This is a genomic window from Rhizobium sp. F40D2, assembly GCF_051810745.2.
In the GTDB taxonomy this organism is placed as follows: Bacteria; Pseudomonadota; Alphaproteobacteria; order Rhizobiales; family Rhizobiaceae; genus Rhizobium.
In genome coordinates this window covers 819974-839997 of sequence record NZ_CM131436.1, presented here as the reverse complement: position 1 = coordinate 839997, position 20024 = coordinate 819974, and the positions used below count along the sequence as shown (strand labels likewise).

Here is a 20024-nt window from a genome sequence, read left to right as displayed (position 1 = left end):
TGCCGCAACGTGCGTAAAACAAAGGGCTAAAGCGCGAGGAGCGAATCTGAAAGATCGCGACGCGCTTTAGAGCTGCTGCGGGGCGGGGCCGGTGGAAGCTCTGACAATCAGTTCGGTCTTCCAGAGTTCCTGTTCGGGGAAGGGGCCTGCCTGCTTCACCGTGCCGATCAGCCGCTGCGCGATGCGAACACCGGCGCCTCTGAGCGAAGAGCGCGTCGTCGTCAGCGGCACGGAGAAATTTTCCGGCTTCAGGAGCGGTAGCACGTCGTCATGGGCGATCAGCGAGATATCCTCGCCGAGCCGCAATCCGGCCTGGTTGACCGCGCGGATCGCACCGAGCGCCAGCACCGTGCTGGCGCAGAGGATGGCCGTCGGCCGCTCCGGCAGTTGCAGGAAATGTTCCATCGCCAACTGGCCTTGTTCGTCCGTCATCAACGTATGGCTGATGCAATCCTCGTCGAGCGCCAGCCCGCGCTCTGCCAGCGCCGATATGACGCCGTTCTTCCTGCGGATGGCAAAATCGAGATGCATCTGCCCGTTCATCAGCGCAAAGCGCGTATGGCCGAGCTGCAGCAGGAGCCGCGCCGCATCGTAGAATGCGCCTTCATTGTCGATGTCGAGATAGGGATAGTCGGGTTCCGAACCGAAGGATCGGCCGTGCACGACATAGGGCATCGAGAGCGATTTCAGCATGGGGAGCCGGGGGTCGTGGCCGCGCATATAGGCGACGAACAGCGCGTCGACATTGCCGCTGATCGCAAGCCGCCTGAGCGCTGCGACCTCGTCATCTGGGTCGGCCGGCATGATGACGAAGTGGAAGTCGTGGCGCACCGCCTCTTCGCCGAGCCCGGCCAGGAACTCTCCGAAATGAACGTCGGATTGGTGGCCGGGCGCCGTCGGCATGACAAGGCCGATCGAGCCGGCCTTACCGGTCGCAAGCCGCTGCGCCGCCTTGTTCGGGCGATACCCGGTTTCCTTGACAGCTTGAAGCACGCGCTCCCGGGTCGCCTCGTTGACCTCAGGATAACCGTTGAGCGCTCGGCTCACCGTCGTCTGCGACAGCCCCAGCAATTCCGATAGCTGTTTGAGATTCACCTGCTATGCTTCCTCCCGGCCCGCCCGTCGGCCGTCTTGAAAAGGCCTGCCGCCTCCCAGTGGCATCCAAAGCGCTTTCAATTATGTAGCATCTGACGCGCTTGACTCAAGAAAAATCGCTCCATATTTGCCGATAGCCGCTGCTCCTCTGTGATGGCGACCAGGTCCACAGCGGGTTTTCGTGAAATGACTTGACTCCATTCCACCGAAAGTGGAATGAGTTGAGTGTCAAAGCGCTTTGAAATTTCTTTTAAAGGGAATTCGGCGTGGTTGGGATTGTGATGGGAGGTTGATCACATGAAAAGGTCATTTTTGATGGGCGTTGCCGTGGCAGCGCTTTTTGCCGGTGCTGCATCCGCGGCCGATCTGAAATTTGCCCCGGGACAGGATTCCAAGTTCAATTGGAAGAGCTATGACGAATTCAAGGCCGCTCATGCCGATCTGAAAGGTCAGCCGCTGACGATCTTCGGGCCGTGGCGCGGCGAGGACGAGGCGTTCTTCATGAGCGTTCTTGCCTATTTCACCGAAGCGACCGGCATCGATGCCAAATACTCCTCGTCCGAGAACTACGAACAGCAGATTGTCATCGACACGCAGGCGGGCTCGCCGCCGAACATTGCAATTCTGCCGCAGCCGGGTCTGCTGGCCGATCTCGCCGGCAAGGGCTTCCTGACGCCGCTCGGCGATGACAACTCCAAGTGGATCAAGGACAATTACGGCGCCGGCGACAGCTGGGTCGGTTACGGCACCTACAAGGGCAAGGACGGCAAGGAAGCCTTCTACGCCTTCCCTTACAAGGCCGACGTGAAGTCGCTGGTCTGGTATGTTCCGGAGAATTTCGAAGAGGCCGGCTACAAGATCCCGACGACCATGGAAGAGCTGCATGCCCTGACCGATCAGATCGTCAAGGACGGCGGCGTTCCCTGGTGCATCGGTCTCGGGTCCGGCGGCGCCACCGGCTGGCCGGCGACCGACTGGGTCGAGGACATCATGCTGCGCATGCAGCCGCCGGAAGCCTATGACAAGTGGACGACCAACGAGCTGAAGTTCACCGATCCGGCCGTCGTTGCCGCGATCGACGAGTTCGGCAAGTTCGCCAAGAACGAGAAATATGTCGACGGCGGCGTCGCGGCCGTGGCCTCGACCGATTTCCGCGACAGCCCGAAGGGCCTCTTCGCCGTTCCGCCGAAGTGCTACATGCACCATCAGGCCTCGTTCATTCCGTCCTTCTTCCCTGAGGGCACGAAGCTCGGCCAGGATGCCGACTTCTTCTACATGCCGACCTTTGCGTCGCATCCCGAACTCGGCAAGCCGGTTCTCGGCGCCGGCACGCTCGTCTCGATCGCCAAGGACTCGAAGACGGCCCGTGCCTTCATCGACTTCCTGAAGACCCCGATCGCACATGAGGTCTGGATGGCGCAGTCGAGCTTCCTGACTCCGTATAAGGGCGTCAGCACCGAGGCCTACGCCAATCCGCAGATGAAGAAGGAAGGCGAGATCCTGACCTCGGCCACCACCTTCCGCTTCGACGGTTCCGACCTGATGCCGGGCAAGATCGGCGCCGGCGCCTTCTGGACGGGCATGGTAGATTTCGTCGGCGGCAAGTCGGCTGAAGAGGCTGCTGGCGAAATCCAGAGTGCCTGGGACGGCATCAAGTAATCTTCCAGAATTATGCCGCCGGCTTGCCGGCGGCATGGCCTGCATGACTGGCCGGGTTCGCAAAGAGCCCGGCCATCGCAGGATATATTGTGATTGGGCAATACAAACAGATTGACGATGACCGGCGCTGACCCGTCAGAATAACAACCGGTCGCAATAAGATCAGGGGAAGCAGGGGAGGGACGAAATGCTGTCGCAGATAGTGTCCGCTTTGGGCGTCGTGGTCGTCGCCGTTTTCGCGTGCTCGGCCTATTTCTATTTTTCGAACAAGATCCTGGATCTCGCTCTGCCGGTCAAGGATGGCGACATCCGCGCCGCCTCGCGCAATCTCAACCGCCGCGCCCTCGTGCGGCCGTGGTTGTTCGTCGGTCCGGCGCTCTTCCTGCTCGTCGTCTATCTCGTCTATCCGGTCGTTGCGACCTTCATCCTCTCCTTTTACGACCGCGCCGGCCAGCAGTTCGTCGGCGTCGCCAACTACCAATGGGCACTCGGCGACCGCGAATTCCGCCAGTCGATCTTCAACAACATCCTCTGGCTTGCCGTCGTGCCGGCCGCCTGCACCTTCTTCGGCCTCGTCATCGCCGTGATGACCGATCGCATCTGGTGGGGCAATATCGCCAAAAGCATCGTCTTCATGCCGATGGCGATTTCCTTCGTCGGCGCCTCGGTCATCTGGAAATTCATCTATGAATATCGCGGTGGCAACGACGTCCAGATCGGCCTGCTGAATGCCATCGTCCAGACGTTCGGCGGCACGCCCGAGGTGTGGATATCCATTCCCTTCTGGAACAACTTCTTCCTGATGGTCATCCTGATCTGGATCCAGACCGGTTTTGCCATGGTCATCCTGTCGGCCGCCCTGCGCGGCATTCCCGAGGAGACCATCGAGGCCGCCGTCATCGACGGCGCCAATGGCTGGCAGATCTTCTGGCGCATCATGGTGCCGCAAGTCTGGGGCTCGATCGCGGTCGTCTGGACGACGATCACCATCCTCGTTCTCAAGGTTTTCGACATTGTTCTCACCATGACCAACGGCCAGTGGCAATCGATGGTGCTGGCGAACCTGATGTTCAACTGGCTGTTCCGCGGCGGCGGCGATTCCGGCCGAAGTGCGGTCATCGCCATCATCATCATGCTCGCCGTCACGCCGATCATGGTCTGGAACGTCCGCCGCGCCAACCGCGAACTGAAGGGTCACTGAGATGACAGCTGTCGGAAGCTACTTCAAGATCGGCCCCGCCCGTCTCTTCGTTCACGCCGCCGTTCTCTTGATCGTCATCGTCTGGCTGATCCCGACGCTTGGAATCTTCGTGAGCGCGCTGCGCGACAAGGACCAGATCGTCGTCTCCGGCTGGTGGACGGCCTTCGTCGGCTCGACGCAGACCGTCGCCGTCCGCTTGGGCACGCCGGACCAGCAGCAGCAGGAAGGCGCAACCTACGTCATCTCAGGCAACGTGCTGGAAGGACAGACCGGCCGTGCGGTAAAAGCCTTCGGAAACCGCGTGCAGCAGCCCGCCGCCTTCAAGGCAGGCGAGACCGCCGATCTCGGCGACGGCGAGACCCTGCAGATCAACAGCGACGGCAGCTACCGCTATATGAAGAACGCCGCATTTTCGCCCGACGAACGCCCGCGGCGCATCTATGCGTCGGTCTCCGCGCCGCCGGAATTCACGCTGCAGAACTACAAGACGGTTCTTACCGGTGAGGGTATCGGCCAGTCTTTCATCAACTCGTTGACCGTGACGATCCCGGCGACGATCATCCCGATCCTGATCGCCGCTTTCGCCGCCTATGCGCTGAGCTGGATGGAATTTCCCGGTCGCGGGCTGCTGATTGCGCTGGTCGTCGGCCTCATCGTCGTGCCGCTGCAGATGTCGCTGATCCCGCTGTTGCGCCTCTATAACGAGATCGGCACCATGCTCGGCCAGCCGTCCAAGACCTATCCCGGTATCTGGCTCGCCCACACCGCCTTCGGCATGCCGCTCGCCATCTATCTCCTGCGGGCCTATATCGCCGGCCTGCCGAAGGAGATTATCGAATCCGCCCGCGTCGATGGCGCCAGCGACTTCGAGATCTTCGTGCGCATCGTCTTGCCTTTGTCCTTCCCGGCGCTCGCCTCCTTCGCCATCTTTCAGTTCCTGTGGGTGTGGAACGACCTGCTGGTTGCCATGGTCTTCCTCGGCACCGACAAGGACCACCTCGTGCTGACCGGCAGCCTCAACGCGCTGCTCGGCTCGCGCGGCGGCAATTGGGAGATTTTAACGGCGTCGGCCTTCGTCACCATCATCGTGCCGCTGCTCGTCTTCTTCGGGCTGCAGCGTTATCTGGTGCGTGGCCTGCTGGCGGGTTCGGTGAAGGGAGGCTGACCATTTCCAAACGTGACTTCAGACAGGATATTCCATGAACGCGGCTCCTCAATCGATCTCGAACCCCGACAAGGACTGGTGGCGCGGCGCGGTGATCTACCAGATCTATCCGCGCTCCTACCAGGATCTGAACGGTGACGGCATCGGCGACCTGAAGGGCATCACCGCCCGCCTGCCGCATGTGGCAAGCCTCGGCGTCGATGCGATCTGGATCTCGCCCTTCTTCACCTCGCCGATGCGCGATTTCGGTTACGACGTTTCCGACTACGAGAATGTCGATTCGATCTTCGGCACGCTGGTGGATTTCGACACGATGATAGCAGAGGCCCATCGCCTCGGCGTCCGCGTGATGATCGACCTCGTCATCTCGCACAGCTCGGATCAGCATCCCTGGTTCGTGCAGAGCCGCTCCAGCAAGACCAACGCCAAGGCCGACTGGTATGTCTGGGCCGATGCCAAGCCGGACGGCACGCCGCCGAACAACTGGCTGTCGATCTTCGGCGGCTCGGCATGGGCGTGGGATCCGACGCGCATGCAATATTACCTGCACAACTTCCTGACCTCGCAGCCGGATATGAACCTGCATAATTCTGAGGTGCAGGACCGTCTGCTCGATGTCGTGCGCTTCTGGCTCAACCGCGGCGTCGACGGCTTCCGCCTCGACACCATCAATTTCTATTTCCACGATACGCTGTTGCGAGACAATCCCGCACTTGCGCCTGAGCGCCGCAACGCCTCGACGGCGCCGGCGGTCAATCCCTATAATTTCCAGGAACATATCTACGACAAGAACCGGCCGGAGAATCTCGCCTTCCTGAAGCGCTTCCGCGCCGTCCTGGAAGAATTTCCGGCGATTGCCGCCGTCGGCGAAGTCGGCGACAGCCAGCGCGGCCTCGAAATCGTCGGCGAATATACCTCCGGCAATGACAAGATGCATATGTGTTATGCCTTCGAATTCCTCGCCCCTGATCCGCTGACGGCCGAGCGGGTCGAGGAGGTGATGCAGGATTTCGACGCCGCAGCACCGGATGGCTGGGCCTGCTGGGCCTTCTCCAATCACGACGTCATGCGCCATGTCAGCCGTTGGGGCGGGCTGGTCGCCGATCACGACGCCTTCGCCAAGCTCTATGCCTCGCTCCTGATGACGCTGCGCGGCTCGGTCTGCCTCTATCAGGGCGAGGAACTGGCGCTGACCGAGGCCGATCTCGCCTACCAGGATCTCCAGGATCCCTACGGCATCCAGTTCTGGCCGGAATTCAAGGGCCGCGACGGTTGCCGCACGCCGATGGTCTGGGACAGCCAGGTCGCTCAGGGCGGCTTTTCCACGGTCAAGCCCTGGCTGCCGGTGCCGGTCGAGCATATCCTGCGTGCCGTCAGCGTCCAGCAGGGCGACGAGGCTTCGGTGCTCGAGCACTATCGCCGCTTCATCGCTTTCCGCAAATTACACCCGGCCTTTGCCAAGGGCGAGATCGAATTCGAGGAGCCGCAGGGCGATGCCCTGGTCTTCACGCGTGAATATGGCAATGAGAAGCTGCTCTGCATCTTCAACATGAGCCCGACCGAAACCGGCGTCACTTTGCCTGCGGGCGAATGGCAGGCGTTGACGGGGCATGGCTTTATCAGCAACAACTATGGCGACAAGATCGATATTCCGGCCTGGGGGGCGTATTTCGCCCGTCTCGCTTAAGGATCAGCAGGGGAGAGAGACATGACTGGACTGACGCTGAAGGATATCCGCAAATCCTACGGTTCCGTGGACGTTCTCCACGGCATCGACCTCGATATCAAGCAGGGCGAATTCATCGTCTTCGTCGGTCCGTCCGGCTGCGGCAAGTCCACGCTTCTGCGCATGATCGCCGGTCTCGAGGCGATCACCGGCGGCGAGATGTATATTGACGGCCATCTCGTCAATGACGTGCCGCCCTCCAAGCGCGGCATCGCCATGGTCTTCCAGTCCTATGCGCTCTATCCGCACATGACCGTCTTCGACAATATGGCTTTCGGCATGAAGATCGCCGGCGAAAGCAAGCAGGAGATCGACCGCCGCGTCAAGGCGGCGGCCGAGAGCCTGCAGCTGACCAAATATCTCGACCGCCTGCCGAAGGCGCTTTCCGGCGGCCAGCGCCAGCGCGTGGCGATTGGCCGCGCCATCTGCCGCGATCCGAAGGTCTTCCTGTTCGACGAGCCGCTCTCCAACCTCGACGCCGCGCTGCGCGTCGCCACCCGCATCGAGATCGCCCGCCTGAACGAACAGATGGCCGATACGACGATGATCTACGTCACCCACGACCAGGTCGAGGCGATGACGCTTGCCGACCGCATCGTCGTTCTCTCTGCCGGCAACATCGAGCAGGTCGGCGCGCCGCTGGAGCTTTATGAGCGCCCGGCCAACCTCTTCGTTGCCAAATTCATCGGCTCGCCGGCGATGAACATCATCCCGGCAACGGTCGCTGCGACCGGAAACCAGACGACGGTGACGCTGACCGGCGGCATGTCGGTGACCCTCGATGTGGCGACCGGCGCTTCCGAAGCCGGCAAGCAGGCAAGCTTCGGGGTTCGTCCGGAGGATCTGAGGATCGCCGACGGCACCGACTATCTTTTCGAGGGCGAGGTGTCGATCGTCGAAGCGCTCGGCGAAGTCACGCTGCTCTATATCGAGGGCCTGGTCCCGGGCGAGCCGATCGTCGTCAAACTGCCCGGCATCTACGATGTGAAGAAGGGTCAGAAGATGCGTTTTGCCGCCGACCGGCAGAAGCTGCATCTGTTTGATGCGACCGGCCATAGCTACCGGAAATGAGGCGGCCATTTTTGGGGTGATGGTCTGTGGAATTGTGCCTGACGGGCCAAATTCTCACTTTCTGTTAAAGATCGGCTGCTACCTTTTCCCAGTCGATTTAAGAGGGGGGATAAGCAAGTGGCCGCTTCAAATCCGTCACAGCCAAAGTCTCATTTCCTGAGCAAGGAAGAATCCTTCATGTATGACCGCGAGCAGCGGTTCAAGATGGAGGACACGATGAATGCCGCGCGCATCGAATACACCGAAAAGGGCGTGATGCACGCGGCTTCGCGCCGTTGCGATATCGTCCGTATTTCGATGAGCAGCGCGACGCTCGCGATCCTCACTCAGTTCAACCTGCCGAAGCAGTTCTATCTGGATATTCCGGATGCCCGCATCACCAAAGTCGGCTGCCTGCTGATGAAGGTCAACGCCAACAATACGATTGAAGTCCGCTTCCTGCGCCTGCTGACGCAAAAGGAGCTGAACAAAATCTTCGTCTACAGCACCCATCCGGCGCATCGCGACTACGTTCTCGATATCCGCGCCTAAGCGAGTGCAAGACTGATACAGAAAACCCGCGGCTGCTTCGCGCGCCCGCGGGTTTTTGTTTGTCTCCGGCGACCACGTTCAGTGGTGGAAGAGCACGCTGGCACCTTGATCCGAAGGGCCGACGGCGCGGCGGAAGGGTGCGAAGAGTTCGCGGCCCATGCCGAATTCATTGTCAGAGAGATCGACGGTCACTGGCTCGCGCTCGGCCATATCGGCCGCATCGACGAGCAGCTCGAGCGTGCCCTTGATCGCGTCCAGCCGGATGATGTCGCCCTCGCGGATGCGGGCGATCGGGCCGCCGTCTACCGCCTCAGGCGTCACGTGGATCGCAGCCGGCACCTTGCCGGAGGCTCCCGACATGCGCCCGTCGGTCAAAAGTGCCACGCGGAAACCGCGGTCCTGCAGCACGCCGAGCGGCGGCGTCAGCTTGTGCAGTTCCGGCATGCCGTTCGCCTTCGGCCCCTGGAAGCGCACGACGGCGATGAAATCGCGGTTGAGCTTGCCGTCCTTGAAGGCGTCCTGCAGCTCCTGCTGGCTGTGGAAAATGATCGCCGGCGCCTCGATGATGTGACGCTCCGGCTTGACGGCGGAGATCTTGATCACCGCCTTGCCGAGATTGCCGCGCAGCATCTTCAGCCCGCCATTCGCCTGGAACGGCGTTTCGATGCTGGAGAGAACCTTCGGGTCGACGCTCTTTTCCGGCGACGGCTCGCGCCGGACGGTGCCGTTTTCGCCGAGGCGCGCATCGACCGTATAGGCCTGGAGACCCTGGCCGAAGACGGTGCGCACGTCGTCATGCACCAGGCCGTGCTTCAGGAGTTCCTTGATGAGGAAACCCATGCCGCCGGCCGCCTGGAAATGATTCACGTCGGCAAGCCCGTTCGGATAGACGCGGGCAAGCAGCGGCACCACTTCCGAAAGCTCGGCAATATCCTGCCAGGTGAGCTGGATGCCGGCCGCACGCGCCATGGCGACAAGGTGCAGTGTATGGTTGGTCGAGCCGCCGGTCGCATGCAGGCCGACGACGCCGTTGACGACCGAGCGCTCGTCGATCATCTCGCCGGCCGGGGTGAATTCATTGCCGAGCGCGGTGATGGCCAGCGCCCGCTTGGCGGCCTCGCGCGTCAGCGCTTCGCGTAGCGGCGTGCCGGGATTAATGAAGGAGGAGCCGGGCAGGTGGAAGCCCATGATCTCCATCAGCATCTGGTTGGAATTGGCGGTGCCGTAGAATGTGCAGGTGCCGGGGCCGTGATAGGACTTCGATTCGGCCTCCAGGAGCTCGGCGCGACCGACCTTGCCCTCGGCGAAGAGCTGGCGGACGCGCGACTTTTCGTCGTTCGGCAGGCCCGTCGTCATCGGACCGGCGGGAACGAAGATCGACGGCAGGTGACCGAAGGACAAGGCCGCAATGACGAGGCCCGGCACGATCTTGTCGCAGACGCCGAGGAAGAGGGCGGCATCGAACATGTTGTGCGACAGGCCGACGCCCGCCGACATGGCGATCAGATCGCGCGAAAACAGCGAAAGCTCCATGCCCGGCTGTCCCTGGGTGACGCCGTCGCACATTGCCGGCACGCCGCCTGCCACCTGCGCCACGCCGCCTGCCTCTGCGGCGGCCTCGCGAATGATCGCCGGATAGGTCTCGAACGGCTGGTGGGCCGAGAGCATGTCGTTATAGGCGGTTATGATGCCGAGATTGGGGATGTGGTCGCCGGCCAGCGCATCCTTGTCGGCGGGGGAACAGACCGCAAAGCCGTGGGCCAGGTTGGCGCAGCCGAGCACCGAGCGCTGGACGCCCCTGGACGCGGCGGCGCGCAGGCGCTCCAGATAGCGCTCGCGGGTTGGTTTCGAGCGTTCGACAATGCGATCGGTGATCGCAGAAATGCGTGCGTGAGCGGACATGGAAAATCCCTGCCTTGTTCGTTGTCTAATCTGTTTCGGCGGCTCTGGCCTGATATTCGATCCGGATTGACGGCCGATCAGGGAGCCCAGTAGATCTCGACCGGGGAAGTGGCCCGGCGCAGAATGGCGCGGATCGGCATGTCTGCCTCGTCTCCGCTGCCTTCCGCCTTGGCGAGAACGTCTTTTTTGCCTTCGCCCTCAATATGAAGAACCAGGAGTGCGGCATCCTGAAGACTGGAGAAGGTGAAGGTCAGGCGCGGCTCGCCGGCCCCTTCCGCTTCCATGGTGATGATGCCGCGCGGCGTCGATGCATCGAGTGCCGTGGCAAGGTTGCTGCCGCCGGGAAAGAACGAGGCGGTGTGGCCGTCGCCGCCCATGCCGAGGATGACGACGTCGAAGGGAATGCCGATTTCGGCGCTCTTTTCAGTCGCAAGCCGTGCGGCTTCCTCGACGGAGGCGGCAGGCTGGTAAAGCGGCACGAAACGTGCCGACTTCGCCTTGTTCTGCAAGAGATTGGCATCGACCAGCATGTGGTTCGAGCGCGCACTGTCGGCCGGCACGAAACGTTCGTCGACAAGCGTGATCGTCACCTTGTCCCAGGCGATGTCGCGCGTCGACAGCACCTGGAAGAAGGCCTTCGGGGTCGAACCGCCGGAAACGGCGACGGACGCCGTTCCGCGGGCTGAGATCGCCGCCGAAAGCGTATCGGCAACCTTGTCGGCGAGGCTGCCGGCGAGATCTGCGGGGCTGGCGAAGGAATGCAGGGTCGATGCCATCGGTTTCGTCCTAGATATCGTCATGCCAGGTGCGGCCGTCGCGCTCGATCAGCGCGATGGCCTGGCTCGGGCCCCAGGTGCCGGCGGTATAGCCCTGCACCTGCTGGCCGGTGGTTTCCCAACCCTTCAGGATCGGATCCACCCATTTCCATGCGGCTTCGACTTCGTCGCGGCGCATGAACAGGGTCTGGTTGGAGCGGATCACGTCCATCAGCAGGCGCTCGTAGGCGTCGGGATTGCGGACGTTGAAGGCCTGGGCGAAGCTCATGTCGAGCGAGACGTTGCGCAGGCGCATGCCGCCCGGGCCCGGATCCTTGATCATCAGCGACTGCTTGACGCCCTCATCCGGCTGCAGACGGATGATCAGCTGGTTGGCGACGATGCGCCCGGCTGCCTGGTCGAAGATCGCATGCGGGATCGGCTTGAAGGTGATGACGATCTCGGACATGCGTCCGGTCAGGCGCTTGCCGGTGCGGATATAGAAGGGCACACCCGCCCAGCGCCAGTTGTTGATCTCCGCCTTGATGGCGACGAAGGTCTCGGTGTTGGAGACGCCGCCTTCGAGCTCTTCGAGATAGCCCTTGACCGGGCCGCTGCCCGAAGCGCCGGCGCGATACTGGCCGCGGACCGTCGCCTGCTCGACATTGGAGGCATTGAGTGGCTTCAGCGCGCGCAGCACCTTCAGCTTCTCGTCGCGGACGGCTTCCGAATCCATCGACGAGGGCACTTCCATCGCCGTCAGGCAGAGCAGCTGCAGAATGTGGTTCTGCACCATGTCGCGCAGCGCACCGGCCGTATCGTAATAACCGGCGCGGCCTTCGAGGCCGACCGCTTCAGCCACGGTGATCTGCACGTGATCGATATAGTTGGCGTTCCACAGCGGCTCATAGAGCGCGTTGGCAAAGCGCAGCGCCATCAGGTTCTGCACCGTCTCCTTGCCGAGATAGTGATCGATGCGGAAGATCTGTTCTTCCTTGAAGGCGCGGCCGATCGTGTCGTTGAGCTGCAGTGCCGAGGCGAGGTCGCGGCCGATCGGCTTCTCGACGACGATGCGGGTCGACTTGGTGATCAGCTTGTGGTCGTGGATCTTCTGCGAAATATCGCCGAAGATGCCGGGCGCGACGGCGAGGTAGAAGGCGCGCACGCGCTCCTTGCCCTCGTCGAGCAGCTTCTTCAGCTGGTCCCAGCCGGTGTCGGTGCGGGCGTCGACGGAGACGTAGTAGAGACGGGCGCAGAACTTCTCCACCTCGGCTTCGTCATATTCGCCCTTCTTCAGGTGCTCGTTCAACGCATCCTTGGCGAATTTGCGGTATTCCTCGTTGGAAAGCGGGCTGCGCGAAGCGCCGATCACCCGGGTCGGTTCGGAGAACTGGCCCTCGATCTGGCGATGGTAGAGCGCGGGCAGAAGCTTGCGTTCGGCAAGGTCGCCGCTGCCGCCGAAGACGACGTAATCAAAAGGCTCAACGGGAATAATCTGGCTGCTCATGAGCTTGTCTCTCAATCAGGCTGGTTGGCGGCCCTTTTAATCTAATCGATTTAAAAAAGCCAGTGTGCAGTGCAATGAATCTGTCAGGCACCGGTTTTAGTGCGAATTTCCGGAAGAGGAAATCCGCAATCAGGCTAAAACTTGTCGCGAAGCGCAAACCACGACAAGGCAAGGAAAAGCAGCGGTGCCCGCATCCGCGCCCCGCCGGGAAAGGCGGGAATATCGAGCGACGCGAAGAGATCGAGATCGCCGGATTTTCCAAGCACCGTTTCCGCGTAGAGCTTGCCACAGTAGTTTGACAGCATGACGCCATGGCCGGAATAACCGCCGATCGAGGTGACGCCGGGCATCACCTCGCGTACGAAAAGCTGGCGCGGCATGGTGATGCCGACAGTGCCGCCCCAGGCATGGGTGATCTCGATGTCTTTCAGCTCAGGATAGATCTCGGCGATCTGCCGGCGGATATGCTGCGAAATGTCCCGCGGATTGTCCGCCGTATAGGCCTCCCGCCCGCCGAACAGCAGCCGGCCTTCGAATCGGCGGAAGTAACGCACGACGAAGCGCAGATCGGCCACAGCCTCGCCGCCCGGCAGCACGTTGGGCTGCCGGTCGAGCGGGGCGGTCGCGCCGATGAAGGAGCGGATCGGCATGACATGGCTTGCCGTCACCGGCTCCAGATTGCCGATATGGCCGTTGCAGGCGATCAGCGCGCGGCTGGCGGTGATCGTTCCTTTGTCCGTTTCGATCGTCACCTTGCCGCCGCCCTGGCGGATCGTCTTTGCCTTTGTCATCTCGAAGATCGCAGCACCGGCATCGGCGGCGACCCGCGCCAGCCCGATCAATAGCTTCAGCGGATGGATATGGCCGGTGCCGACATCGCGCACGCCGCAATAAAAACGCTTCGAGCCGAGCCGCTCCTGCGTTTCCGTCTCGCCCATGAAGCTGATGTGCGGATAGCCGTAGCGCTGCGCGGCGATTTCGGCATTCTGGCGAAAGTCGCGTTCATAGCTTGCCTTGTGCGCGACGTTGAGCTGGCCGGGCACATAATCGATCTCGATCTGGTGCTCCCTGGCGAAATCGAGGAGATGGCGCTTGGCCGCCTCGGCAAGATCGAACAGCGCCTTCGATCGTTGGTAGCCGATCTTCTCCTCGAGTTCTTCCGGCCACCATCGCTGGCCGGTGCCGAGCTGGCCGCCATTGCGCCCGGACGCCCCGTCACCGAAGCGGCAGGACTCGATCAGCACCACCGAGACGCCTGACTTGGCCAGATTATAGGCCGCCTGCAGGCCGGTATAGCCACCGCCGATGATGGCGACGTCAGATGTTCTCGAGCCGTCGAGCGCGGCATAGCTCGGCCGCTCCCCGACGGTTGCCTGATACCAGGATAAGCCCGGTGAGATCGGGCTTTGCCACGTCTCCTGCGATGCCATGACGCTCCCTCACACGTTGAGCAGAAGGAATTCCCGCTCCCAGGGGCTGATCACCTGCATGAAGGTCTCGAACTCGCCGCGCTTGACGCCGGCGTAGAGGCCGATGAACTGCTTGCCGAAAATCTCCTCGAAAGCCGGCTCGTCCTCGAGCAGCGCCACGGCTTCCAGGAGGCCGCGCGGCAGGTCGATCGAGCCCTCATTGGCCGAATCCTCGGTCGGCGCCGTCGGCTCGATCTGCTTCATGATCCCGAGCAGGCCGGCGGCGAGCGAGGCGGCAAGCGCCAGATAAGGATTGGCGTCCGAGCTCGGCAGCCGGTTTTCGACGCGCCTGGCCTGCGGATCGGATACCGGAACGCGGAAGGCCGTCGTCCGGTTGTCGTAACCCCAGGCATTGTTGACCGGACAGGACATATCCGGCTGCAGGCGCCGGTAGGAATTCACATAGGGCGCCAGCATCGCCATCGCGCTCGGCACGAATTTCTGCATGCCGCCGATGAAATGGAAGAATTCCTTCGAGGCCGATCCGTCCGCATTGGAGAAGACGTTCTTGCCCGTTTCGATATTGACCACCGACTGATGGATATGCATCGCCGAACCCGGCTGGGCCTGCATCGGCTTGGCCATGAAGGTCGCATAGATGTCGTGTTTCAACGCCGCCTCGCGGATCGTGCGTTTGAACAGGAACACCTGGTCGGCAAGTTCGATCGGATTGCCGTGGCGCAGGTTGATCTCGAGCTGCGCCGGCCCCTCTTCGTGGATCAGCGTATCGATCTCGAGGCCCTGCTTCTCCGAGAAATGGTAGATGTCGTCGATCAGTTCGTCGAATTCGTTGATCCCGGCGATCGAATAGCCCTGGCCGCCGAGGATCGAGCGGCCGGAGCGGCCCTTAGGCGGGTGCAGCGGATAGTCGGGGTCGTCATTCTTGGCGACCAGGTAAAATTCGATCTCCGGCGCCACGATCGGCTTCCAGCCGCGGTCGTGATAAAGGCTCATGATCCGCTTCAGCACGTTGCGCGGCGTATAGGGCACTTCGCCGCCGTCGGAATCGACGATGTCGCAGATCACCTGTGCCGTCGGGTCGGTCTCCCAGGGCACGACCGAAAGCGTCGAAAGATCTGGCATCAGCTTCAGATCGCTGTCGCGCGGCTCGTAGCGGAAGCTTTCCGTCTCTTCTGGATACTCGCCCGAAATCGTATGCCGATAGATCGCCGAAGGCAGCGCCAGCGAGGTGTTCGAGGTGAACTTCGAACTCGGCATCATCTTGCCGCGCGGAACGCCGGCAAGGTCCGGCGTGATGCATTCGATGTCTTCGATGCCCCTGTCCCTCAGCCAGCGCGCTGCTTCCTTCCAGTTCGCAACGCCGCGCAGAGACCCGGGGTCCGGGGGAGTTTTCTTCGAGGCGGGTACGTTTCTGGCAGGCTTCAGCGTCGTCTTTTTTGGGGACATGACACACCGGTTTGGTTGATCGTGGCGCCATCATAACCGGACTTTGCCAATTGGCGAGAGGTTGAGAACGTTGACTTTCGCCCTTTGATGGAAAAAGAAGGCGCTGTCTTGATCGGGGAAACGGGTTTGCAGCGCAAAAGCGACGTCATCGTCATCGGCGCCGGGGCGGCGGGCATGATGGCGGCCATCCGGGCGGGAAAACGCGGCCGCTCGGTCGTGGTCCTCGACCATGCAAGAGCGCCCGGCGAGAAGATCCGCATCTCGGGCGGCGGCCGCTGCAATTTCACCAATATCCATGCCGGGCCGAAGAACTTCCTCTCTGCCAATCCGCATTTCTGCAAGTCGGCGCTTGCCCGTTTCACGCCAACCGATTTCATCGCCATGGTCGACCGGCACGGCATCGCCTGGCATGAAAAGACGCTCGGCCAGCTTTTCTGTGACGATAGCGCCAAGGACGTCATCCGCATGCTGCTGACGGAGATGCGCGCGGCCGGCGTGCAACTGCATCTTAGCACTGAGATAACAGGTGTCGAAAAGGTGGAGGCGGGTTTTCGCGTCTCGACCGGTGACGATAGCTTCGAAGCCTCGGCGCTGATCGTCGCCACAGGTGGCAAGTCGATCCCGAAGATGGGCGCCACCGGCTTTGCCTATCGCCTGGCCGAGCAGTTCGGTCTTCCCCTGCTCGAAACCCGCCCCGGCCTCGTGCCGCTGACGCTCGATCCCGGCCTGCTCGAGGCCATCGCGCCCCTTGCCGGCATTTCCGCCCCGGCCGAAATCCGCCATGGCAGGACCGCCTTTCGCGAAGCGCTGCTGTTCACCCACCGCGGCCTCAGCGGCCCCGCCATCCTGCAGATCTCCTCCTATTGGCGCGAGGGCGACGAGATCGTCGTTTCGGTCGAACCGGATATCGACATCGGAGCACATCTGAAGACGGCAAAGCAGTTGAATGGCCGCCAGTCGCCGCAGACGGCACTTAGCGACATCCTGCCGAAGCGGCTGGCCCAATTTCTCGTCGAGCGCGAAAAGATCGCCGGCAACATGGCCGACCTGCCCGACAAAGCCCTGTTGCGCCTTGCCGCGGCGGCGCAGAACTTTGCGGTCAAACCGTCCGGCTCGGAAGGTTATCGCACGGCTGAAGTGACGCTCGGCGGTATCGATACAGCAGCGCTCGATTCCCGCAACATGGAGGCCAAGGCCGTGCCCGGGCTTTATTTCATCGGCGAATGTGTCGACGTCACCGGCTGGCTCGGCGGTTATAATTTCCAATGGGCCTGGGCCTCCGGATTTGCCGCCGGCGAATATGCGTAAATGTAAGTAATACCGATTCAAGACTTCTTAAGAGAGGTGCGCCATCCTGTCTCAATTGGCGGTCTGCAAAGCTCTTCCTAAATAAGCTTTACCAGCAAGCCGTTTTGGTGGATTGTTGTGTCAGATAGAAGTGAGGTTTCGAGCATGACCAGAAACACACGACGCGCCCGCGCCATTGCAATTGCCGAGGCCAAGCCGAACGCCCGCATGGTCACCCTGTGTTATCTGATGCTTGCAGCCGGCGCCACCGCCACCAGCCTCGCACTGCTTCTTTCGCACTTTCTCTGATCGTGTCTTCAGGCCTGCAATGAAGGTCGCGGCGCGCTTGCGCCCCCGCAGTACTGCGGCCTACTAAATTGCAACTATTTCACCGCCTTGGCTTTATCCGCCGCAACCGCTTATCCGAAAATTAATATCTAATCTGACACAATTGCCCGCGATTATTTGGGCATCTCCAAAGTTGTTTGGACATGAACTGGCAATGACTGCCGCCTGGCCTCCGGGTTCCCCAATGTGAATTAAGAACAGCTCGATGTGCACCCGGCTGGCGCCAAATGGCCGCCTGCGGGAGGAGTGGTGTATGAAAGGCCCGGAACGCCATGTTGATTGACAAGATACTTTCCCGCTTCAGGATCAAGACGAAGGTCCTGATCTTCGTTCTGCCTTTCGTCGTCACCATTTCGGCGGTCGGCCTGACGGGCCTTTACGCTTCGGGACTGCTGCAGGGGCGCATGGAAATATCCAACAGCGTCTTGCAGTCGTTGAGCGGGTTCAAGGATCTCTACGGTTCGATGGACGATTTCCTGCGCATCACCAACCAGCAGGCGCGCGACAAGCTGCTTGCGGATCTGAAGACCCAGCAGGGCGTACTCGATGCGACATTGAACCAGGTCGGTGAAGAGGCTGCCGGCCGCGATAGCCTGGCCGAAGCGTCGCGCCGCACCAAAGATATTTCCGGCGTCGTCGACAAGCTCTGGGGCCTGCATGAGCAGGAGCAGGCACTGCATGAGCAGATCGACGCAGCGCAAAAGAGCCTGATCAGCACCCGCTTCACGGTTTCCTATCAGGCCGAGGAATTGCAAACCGCGCTTCAGCAGGACGAGGGCGCAGCCACCATTACGCTTCGCACGGCCGACCGCCTCTTGAAGGGCGGCGACTTCCTCGGCACCGTCGCCAGCGGCTACAGCAAGCCGCAAACGCCGGAGGAAAAGATCGCCTACATCAACGAACAGATGCCTGCGATCATCAAATCCCAGCGACTGATCGCCATTTCGGTTCCGACCAACCAGAAGAACGTCATCGACGCACTGGCGGCGACCATCGACAGCATCAAGGCGATCGCGGCGATGCCCGCTCCGACTGATGAGAACATTGTCGAACTTGGCCGTCTCGTGTCGCGCTTCCGCCAGACTTCGACCTATACGCAACTGACCGCAACGCAGAAGATGCGCGAGGCGACACAGCGTTTCGCCGACCTCGAGGGCCGCATCGGCCAGACCAACTCCGTCCTTCAGGATACCAGGCGTCTCGAAAATTCCGTCTATGCCCTGCAGATCGTGCTTTCCGATTTCCTCGCCAATTCAAGCAAGGACAATCTCGTGCGCCTGCAACAGCAGGCCGGCACGCTTGGCAAGGACATGCAGGTGCTGATCACCAGCGCCAAGGGCATGGGCTTTGCCGAAGGCATATCGGGGGCGATCCAGCCCGCACTCGACGCCATCTCCGGCGGCGGCTCGAAGATCGTCGACACGATCGGCGAGCGTGTCACGGCCTATGCCGCAGCCCGCCAGGAGCTCGACCAGATCTGGACGAAGCTCACCGATTTCGCCGAGCTGCAGAAGCAGACGGCCGGCACAGAGCGCACCCAGGCAAACAGCATCTCCGTCATGACCACCGGTCTCGGCATCCTCCTGTCGATCCTCGGCGGCATTGCCCTGGTGCTGACGCTGCAGCGTCCGATCAGCCAGATCACCGCCGCCATGCGCCGCATCGCTGAAGGCGCGCTGGAGACCAATATCTCCGGCGAGCAGCGCCACGACGAAATCGGCGACATGGCCCGCGCGCTCGGCATCTTCAAGGAAAATGCCATCTCGAAGATCCGCATCGAGGAGCAGAGCGACGAAGAGCGCGCCGCCGCCGAACATGAGCGCCAGCGCAACGACGCCGACAAGCGCGAAATGGATCGCCAGATCGAATTCGCCGTCAATGCGCTTGCCGCCGGCCTCGAACGCATGTCGCAGGGCGATATTTCGACGACGATCGAAACGCCCTTCATCGGCCGCCTCGAACAGCTGCGTCAGGATTTCAACGGTTCGATGATGCGCCTGCAGGCGACGATGAGCCAGATCCGCGACAATGTCGAACTGATCCAGGGCAACGGCAACCAGATGGCCCAGTCGGCCGAGGATCTGTCCAAGCGCACCGAACAGCAGGCTGCCTCGCTCGAAGAGACCGCGGCCGCCGTCGATGAGATTACTGTTACCGTCCGCTCGTCGGCCGAGCGCGCCAAGGATGCCGACCAGATCGTCCGCCAAGCCAAGCGCAGCGCCGACGATTCCGCCGTCGTCGTCAGCAATGCGATCGATGCGATGGGCCGCATCGAGGATGCCTCGCGCCAGATCGAGCAGATCATCGGCGTCATCGACGAGATCGCCTTCCAGACCAACCTGCTGGCGCTCAACGCCGGCATCGAGGCGGCGCGCGCCGGCGAAGCCGGCAAGGGCTTTGCGGTGGTGGCGATGGAGGTCCGCGAACTCGCCCAGCGCTCCGCAGCCGCGGCGCAGGAGATCAAGGGACTGATCAACAAGTCGACCCACGAGGTCAGTTCCGGCTCGCAATTCGTGCAGGAGACCGGCACGGTGCTTGCCAAGATCAGTGCCCAGATCGTCACGATCAGCCAGCATGTCGAGATGATCGCCCGCGCCAGCCACGACCAGTCCAACGCGCTGCAGAGCGTCAATGCGACGGTCAACCAGATGGACCAGATGACGCAGCAGAATGCCGCGATGGTCGAGGAGACGACTGCCGCCAGCCGCGAACTGGCCGACGAGGCCGATTCGCTGCGCAGACTGATCCAGCAGTTCAAGATCGACGGCGAGGCGGCCGCCGGCCCGGTCTACCGCGCCGCCTGATCGTCGCCCGATCTGTCGTCTTTCGAACGGCCCTGGCTTTATTCCGGGGCCGTTTTTGCGTTTCAAAATCGTGCTGCCTGCGGCCTTGATTTACCGA

At 61.8% G+C, this 20024-nt stretch carries 15 protein-coding genes; 9 read left to right on the top strand and 6 right to left on the bottom strand.

Annotated elements, in window-relative coordinates; all coding sequences use genetic code 11:
• Nucleotides 1–66: 66 nt before the first annotated feature.
• A complete protein-coding gene (locus ACS4RS_RS03945) occupies nucleotides 67–1095 on the bottom strand; it encodes a substrate-binding domain-containing protein (protein ID WP_439008622.1) in 1029 nt (342 codons plus the stop codon).
• A 297-nt stretch (nucleotides 1096–1392) separates the two neighbouring features.
• On the opposite strand from ACS4RS_RS03945, the gene ACS4RS_RS03940 reads away from it, so the two are divergent.
• The 6 genes from ACS4RS_RS03940 (at nucleotide 1393) to ACS4RS_RS03915 (ending at nucleotide 8448) form a co-directional block, all read left to right on the top strand.
• Nucleotides 1393–2754: an extracellular solute-binding protein gene (locus tag ACS4RS_RS03940; RefSeq protein ID WP_439008623.1), complete on the top strand. Its 1362-nt coding sequence runs from the start codon at nucleotides 1393–1395 to the stop codon at nucleotides 2752–2754.
• Between the two features lie 187 nt (nucleotides 2755–2941).
• Nucleotides 2942–3955, top strand: a complete 1014-nt coding sequence (locus tag ACS4RS_RS03935; RefSeq protein ID WP_439008624.1) for an ABC transporter permease subunit — start codon at nucleotides 2942–2944, stop codon at nucleotides 3953–3955.
• Between the two features lies 1 nt (nucleotide 3956).
• Nucleotides 3957–5120 (top strand): ABC transporter permease subunit, encoded by a 1164-nt coding sequence (locus ACS4RS_RS03930; protein WP_439008625.1) that lies wholly within the window; start codon nucleotides 3957–3959, stop codon nucleotides 5118–5120.
• 34 nt (nucleotides 5121–5154) lie between these two features.
• Complete coding sequence (bglA, locus tag ACS4RS_RS03925) at nucleotides 5155–6807, top strand: beta-galactosidase BglA (RefSeq protein ID WP_449313889.1); 1653 nt, start codon at nucleotides 5155–5157, stop codon at nucleotides 6805–6807.
• 21 nt (nucleotides 6808–6828) lie between these two features.
• Nucleotides 6829–7917 carry a sn-glycerol-3-phosphate ABC transporter ATP-binding protein UgpC gene (locus ACS4RS_RS03920; RefSeq protein ID WP_439008627.1) on the top strand — a complete coding sequence of 363 codons (1089 nt, stop codon included), beginning with the start codon at nucleotides 6829–6831 and terminating at the stop codon, nucleotides 7915–7917.
• Nucleotides 7918–8094: 177 nt separating this feature from the next.
• Nucleotides 8095–8448, top strand: a complete 354-nt coding sequence (locus tag ACS4RS_RS03915; protein ID WP_037092480.1) for a hypothetical protein — start codon at nucleotides 8095–8097, stop codon at nucleotides 8446–8448.
• 78 nt (nucleotides 8449–8526) lie between these two features.
• Here the strand turns inward: ACS4RS_RS03915 and edd are convergent, their stop codons facing one another.
• From edd to ACS4RS_RS03890, 5 genes are all read right to left on the bottom strand, one after another.
• Nucleotides 8527–10350 (bottom strand): phosphogluconate dehydratase, encoded by a 1824-nt coding sequence (gene edd, locus ACS4RS_RS03910; RefSeq protein WP_439008628.1) that lies wholly within the window; start codon nucleotides 10348–10350, stop codon nucleotides 8527–8529.
• Between the two features lie 77 nt (nucleotides 10351–10427).
• Nucleotides 10428–11126 carry a 6-phosphogluconolactonase gene (pgl, locus tag ACS4RS_RS03905; protein ID WP_439008629.1) on the bottom strand — a complete coding sequence of 233 codons (699 nt, stop codon included), beginning with the start codon at nucleotides 11124–11126 and terminating at the stop codon, nucleotides 10428–10430.
• 10 nt (nucleotides 11127–11136) lie between these two features.
• Complete coding sequence (zwf, locus tag ACS4RS_RS03900) at nucleotides 11137–12612, bottom strand: glucose-6-phosphate dehydrogenase (protein ID WP_439008630.1); 1476 nt, start codon at nucleotides 12610–12612, stop codon at nucleotides 11137–11139.
• A 134-nt stretch (nucleotides 12613–12746) separates the two neighbouring features.
• Nucleotides 12747–14042, bottom strand: coding sequence for an FAD-dependent oxidoreductase (locus tag ACS4RS_RS03895; protein WP_439008631.1), 1296 nt, complete (start codon nucleotides 14040–14042; stop codon nucleotides 12747–12749).
• Nucleotides 14043–14051: 9 nt separating this feature from the next.
• Nucleotides 14052–15488 carry a glutamine synthetase family protein gene (locus ACS4RS_RS03890; RefSeq protein ID WP_439008632.1) on the bottom strand — a complete coding sequence of 479 codons (1437 nt, stop codon included), beginning with the start codon at nucleotides 15486–15488 and terminating at the stop codon, nucleotides 14052–14054.
• A gap of 87 nt (nucleotides 15489–15575) precedes the next feature.
• Between ACS4RS_RS03890 and ACS4RS_RS03885 the strand changes: the two genes are divergently transcribed.
• From ACS4RS_RS03885 to ACS4RS_RS03875, 3 genes are all read left to right on the top strand, one after another.
• Nucleotides 15576–16796, top strand: a complete 1221-nt coding sequence (locus ACS4RS_RS03885) for an NAD(P)/FAD-dependent oxidoreductase (protein WP_449313888.1) — start codon at nucleotides 15576–15578, stop codon at nucleotides 16794–16796.
• A 144-nt stretch (nucleotides 16797–16940) separates the two neighbouring features.
• Nucleotides 16941–17084, top strand: a complete 144-nt coding sequence (locus ACS4RS_RS03880; RefSeq protein ID WP_439008634.1) for a hypothetical protein — start codon at nucleotides 16941–16943, stop codon at nucleotides 17082–17084.
• 311 nt (nucleotides 17085–17395) lie between these two features.
• Entirely contained in the window at nucleotides 17396–19927 is a 2532-nt protein-coding gene (locus tag ACS4RS_RS03875; protein WP_439008635.1) for a methyl-accepting chemotaxis protein, read from the top strand.
• The last annotated feature ends 97 nt before the right edge of the window (nucleotides 19928–20024 follow it).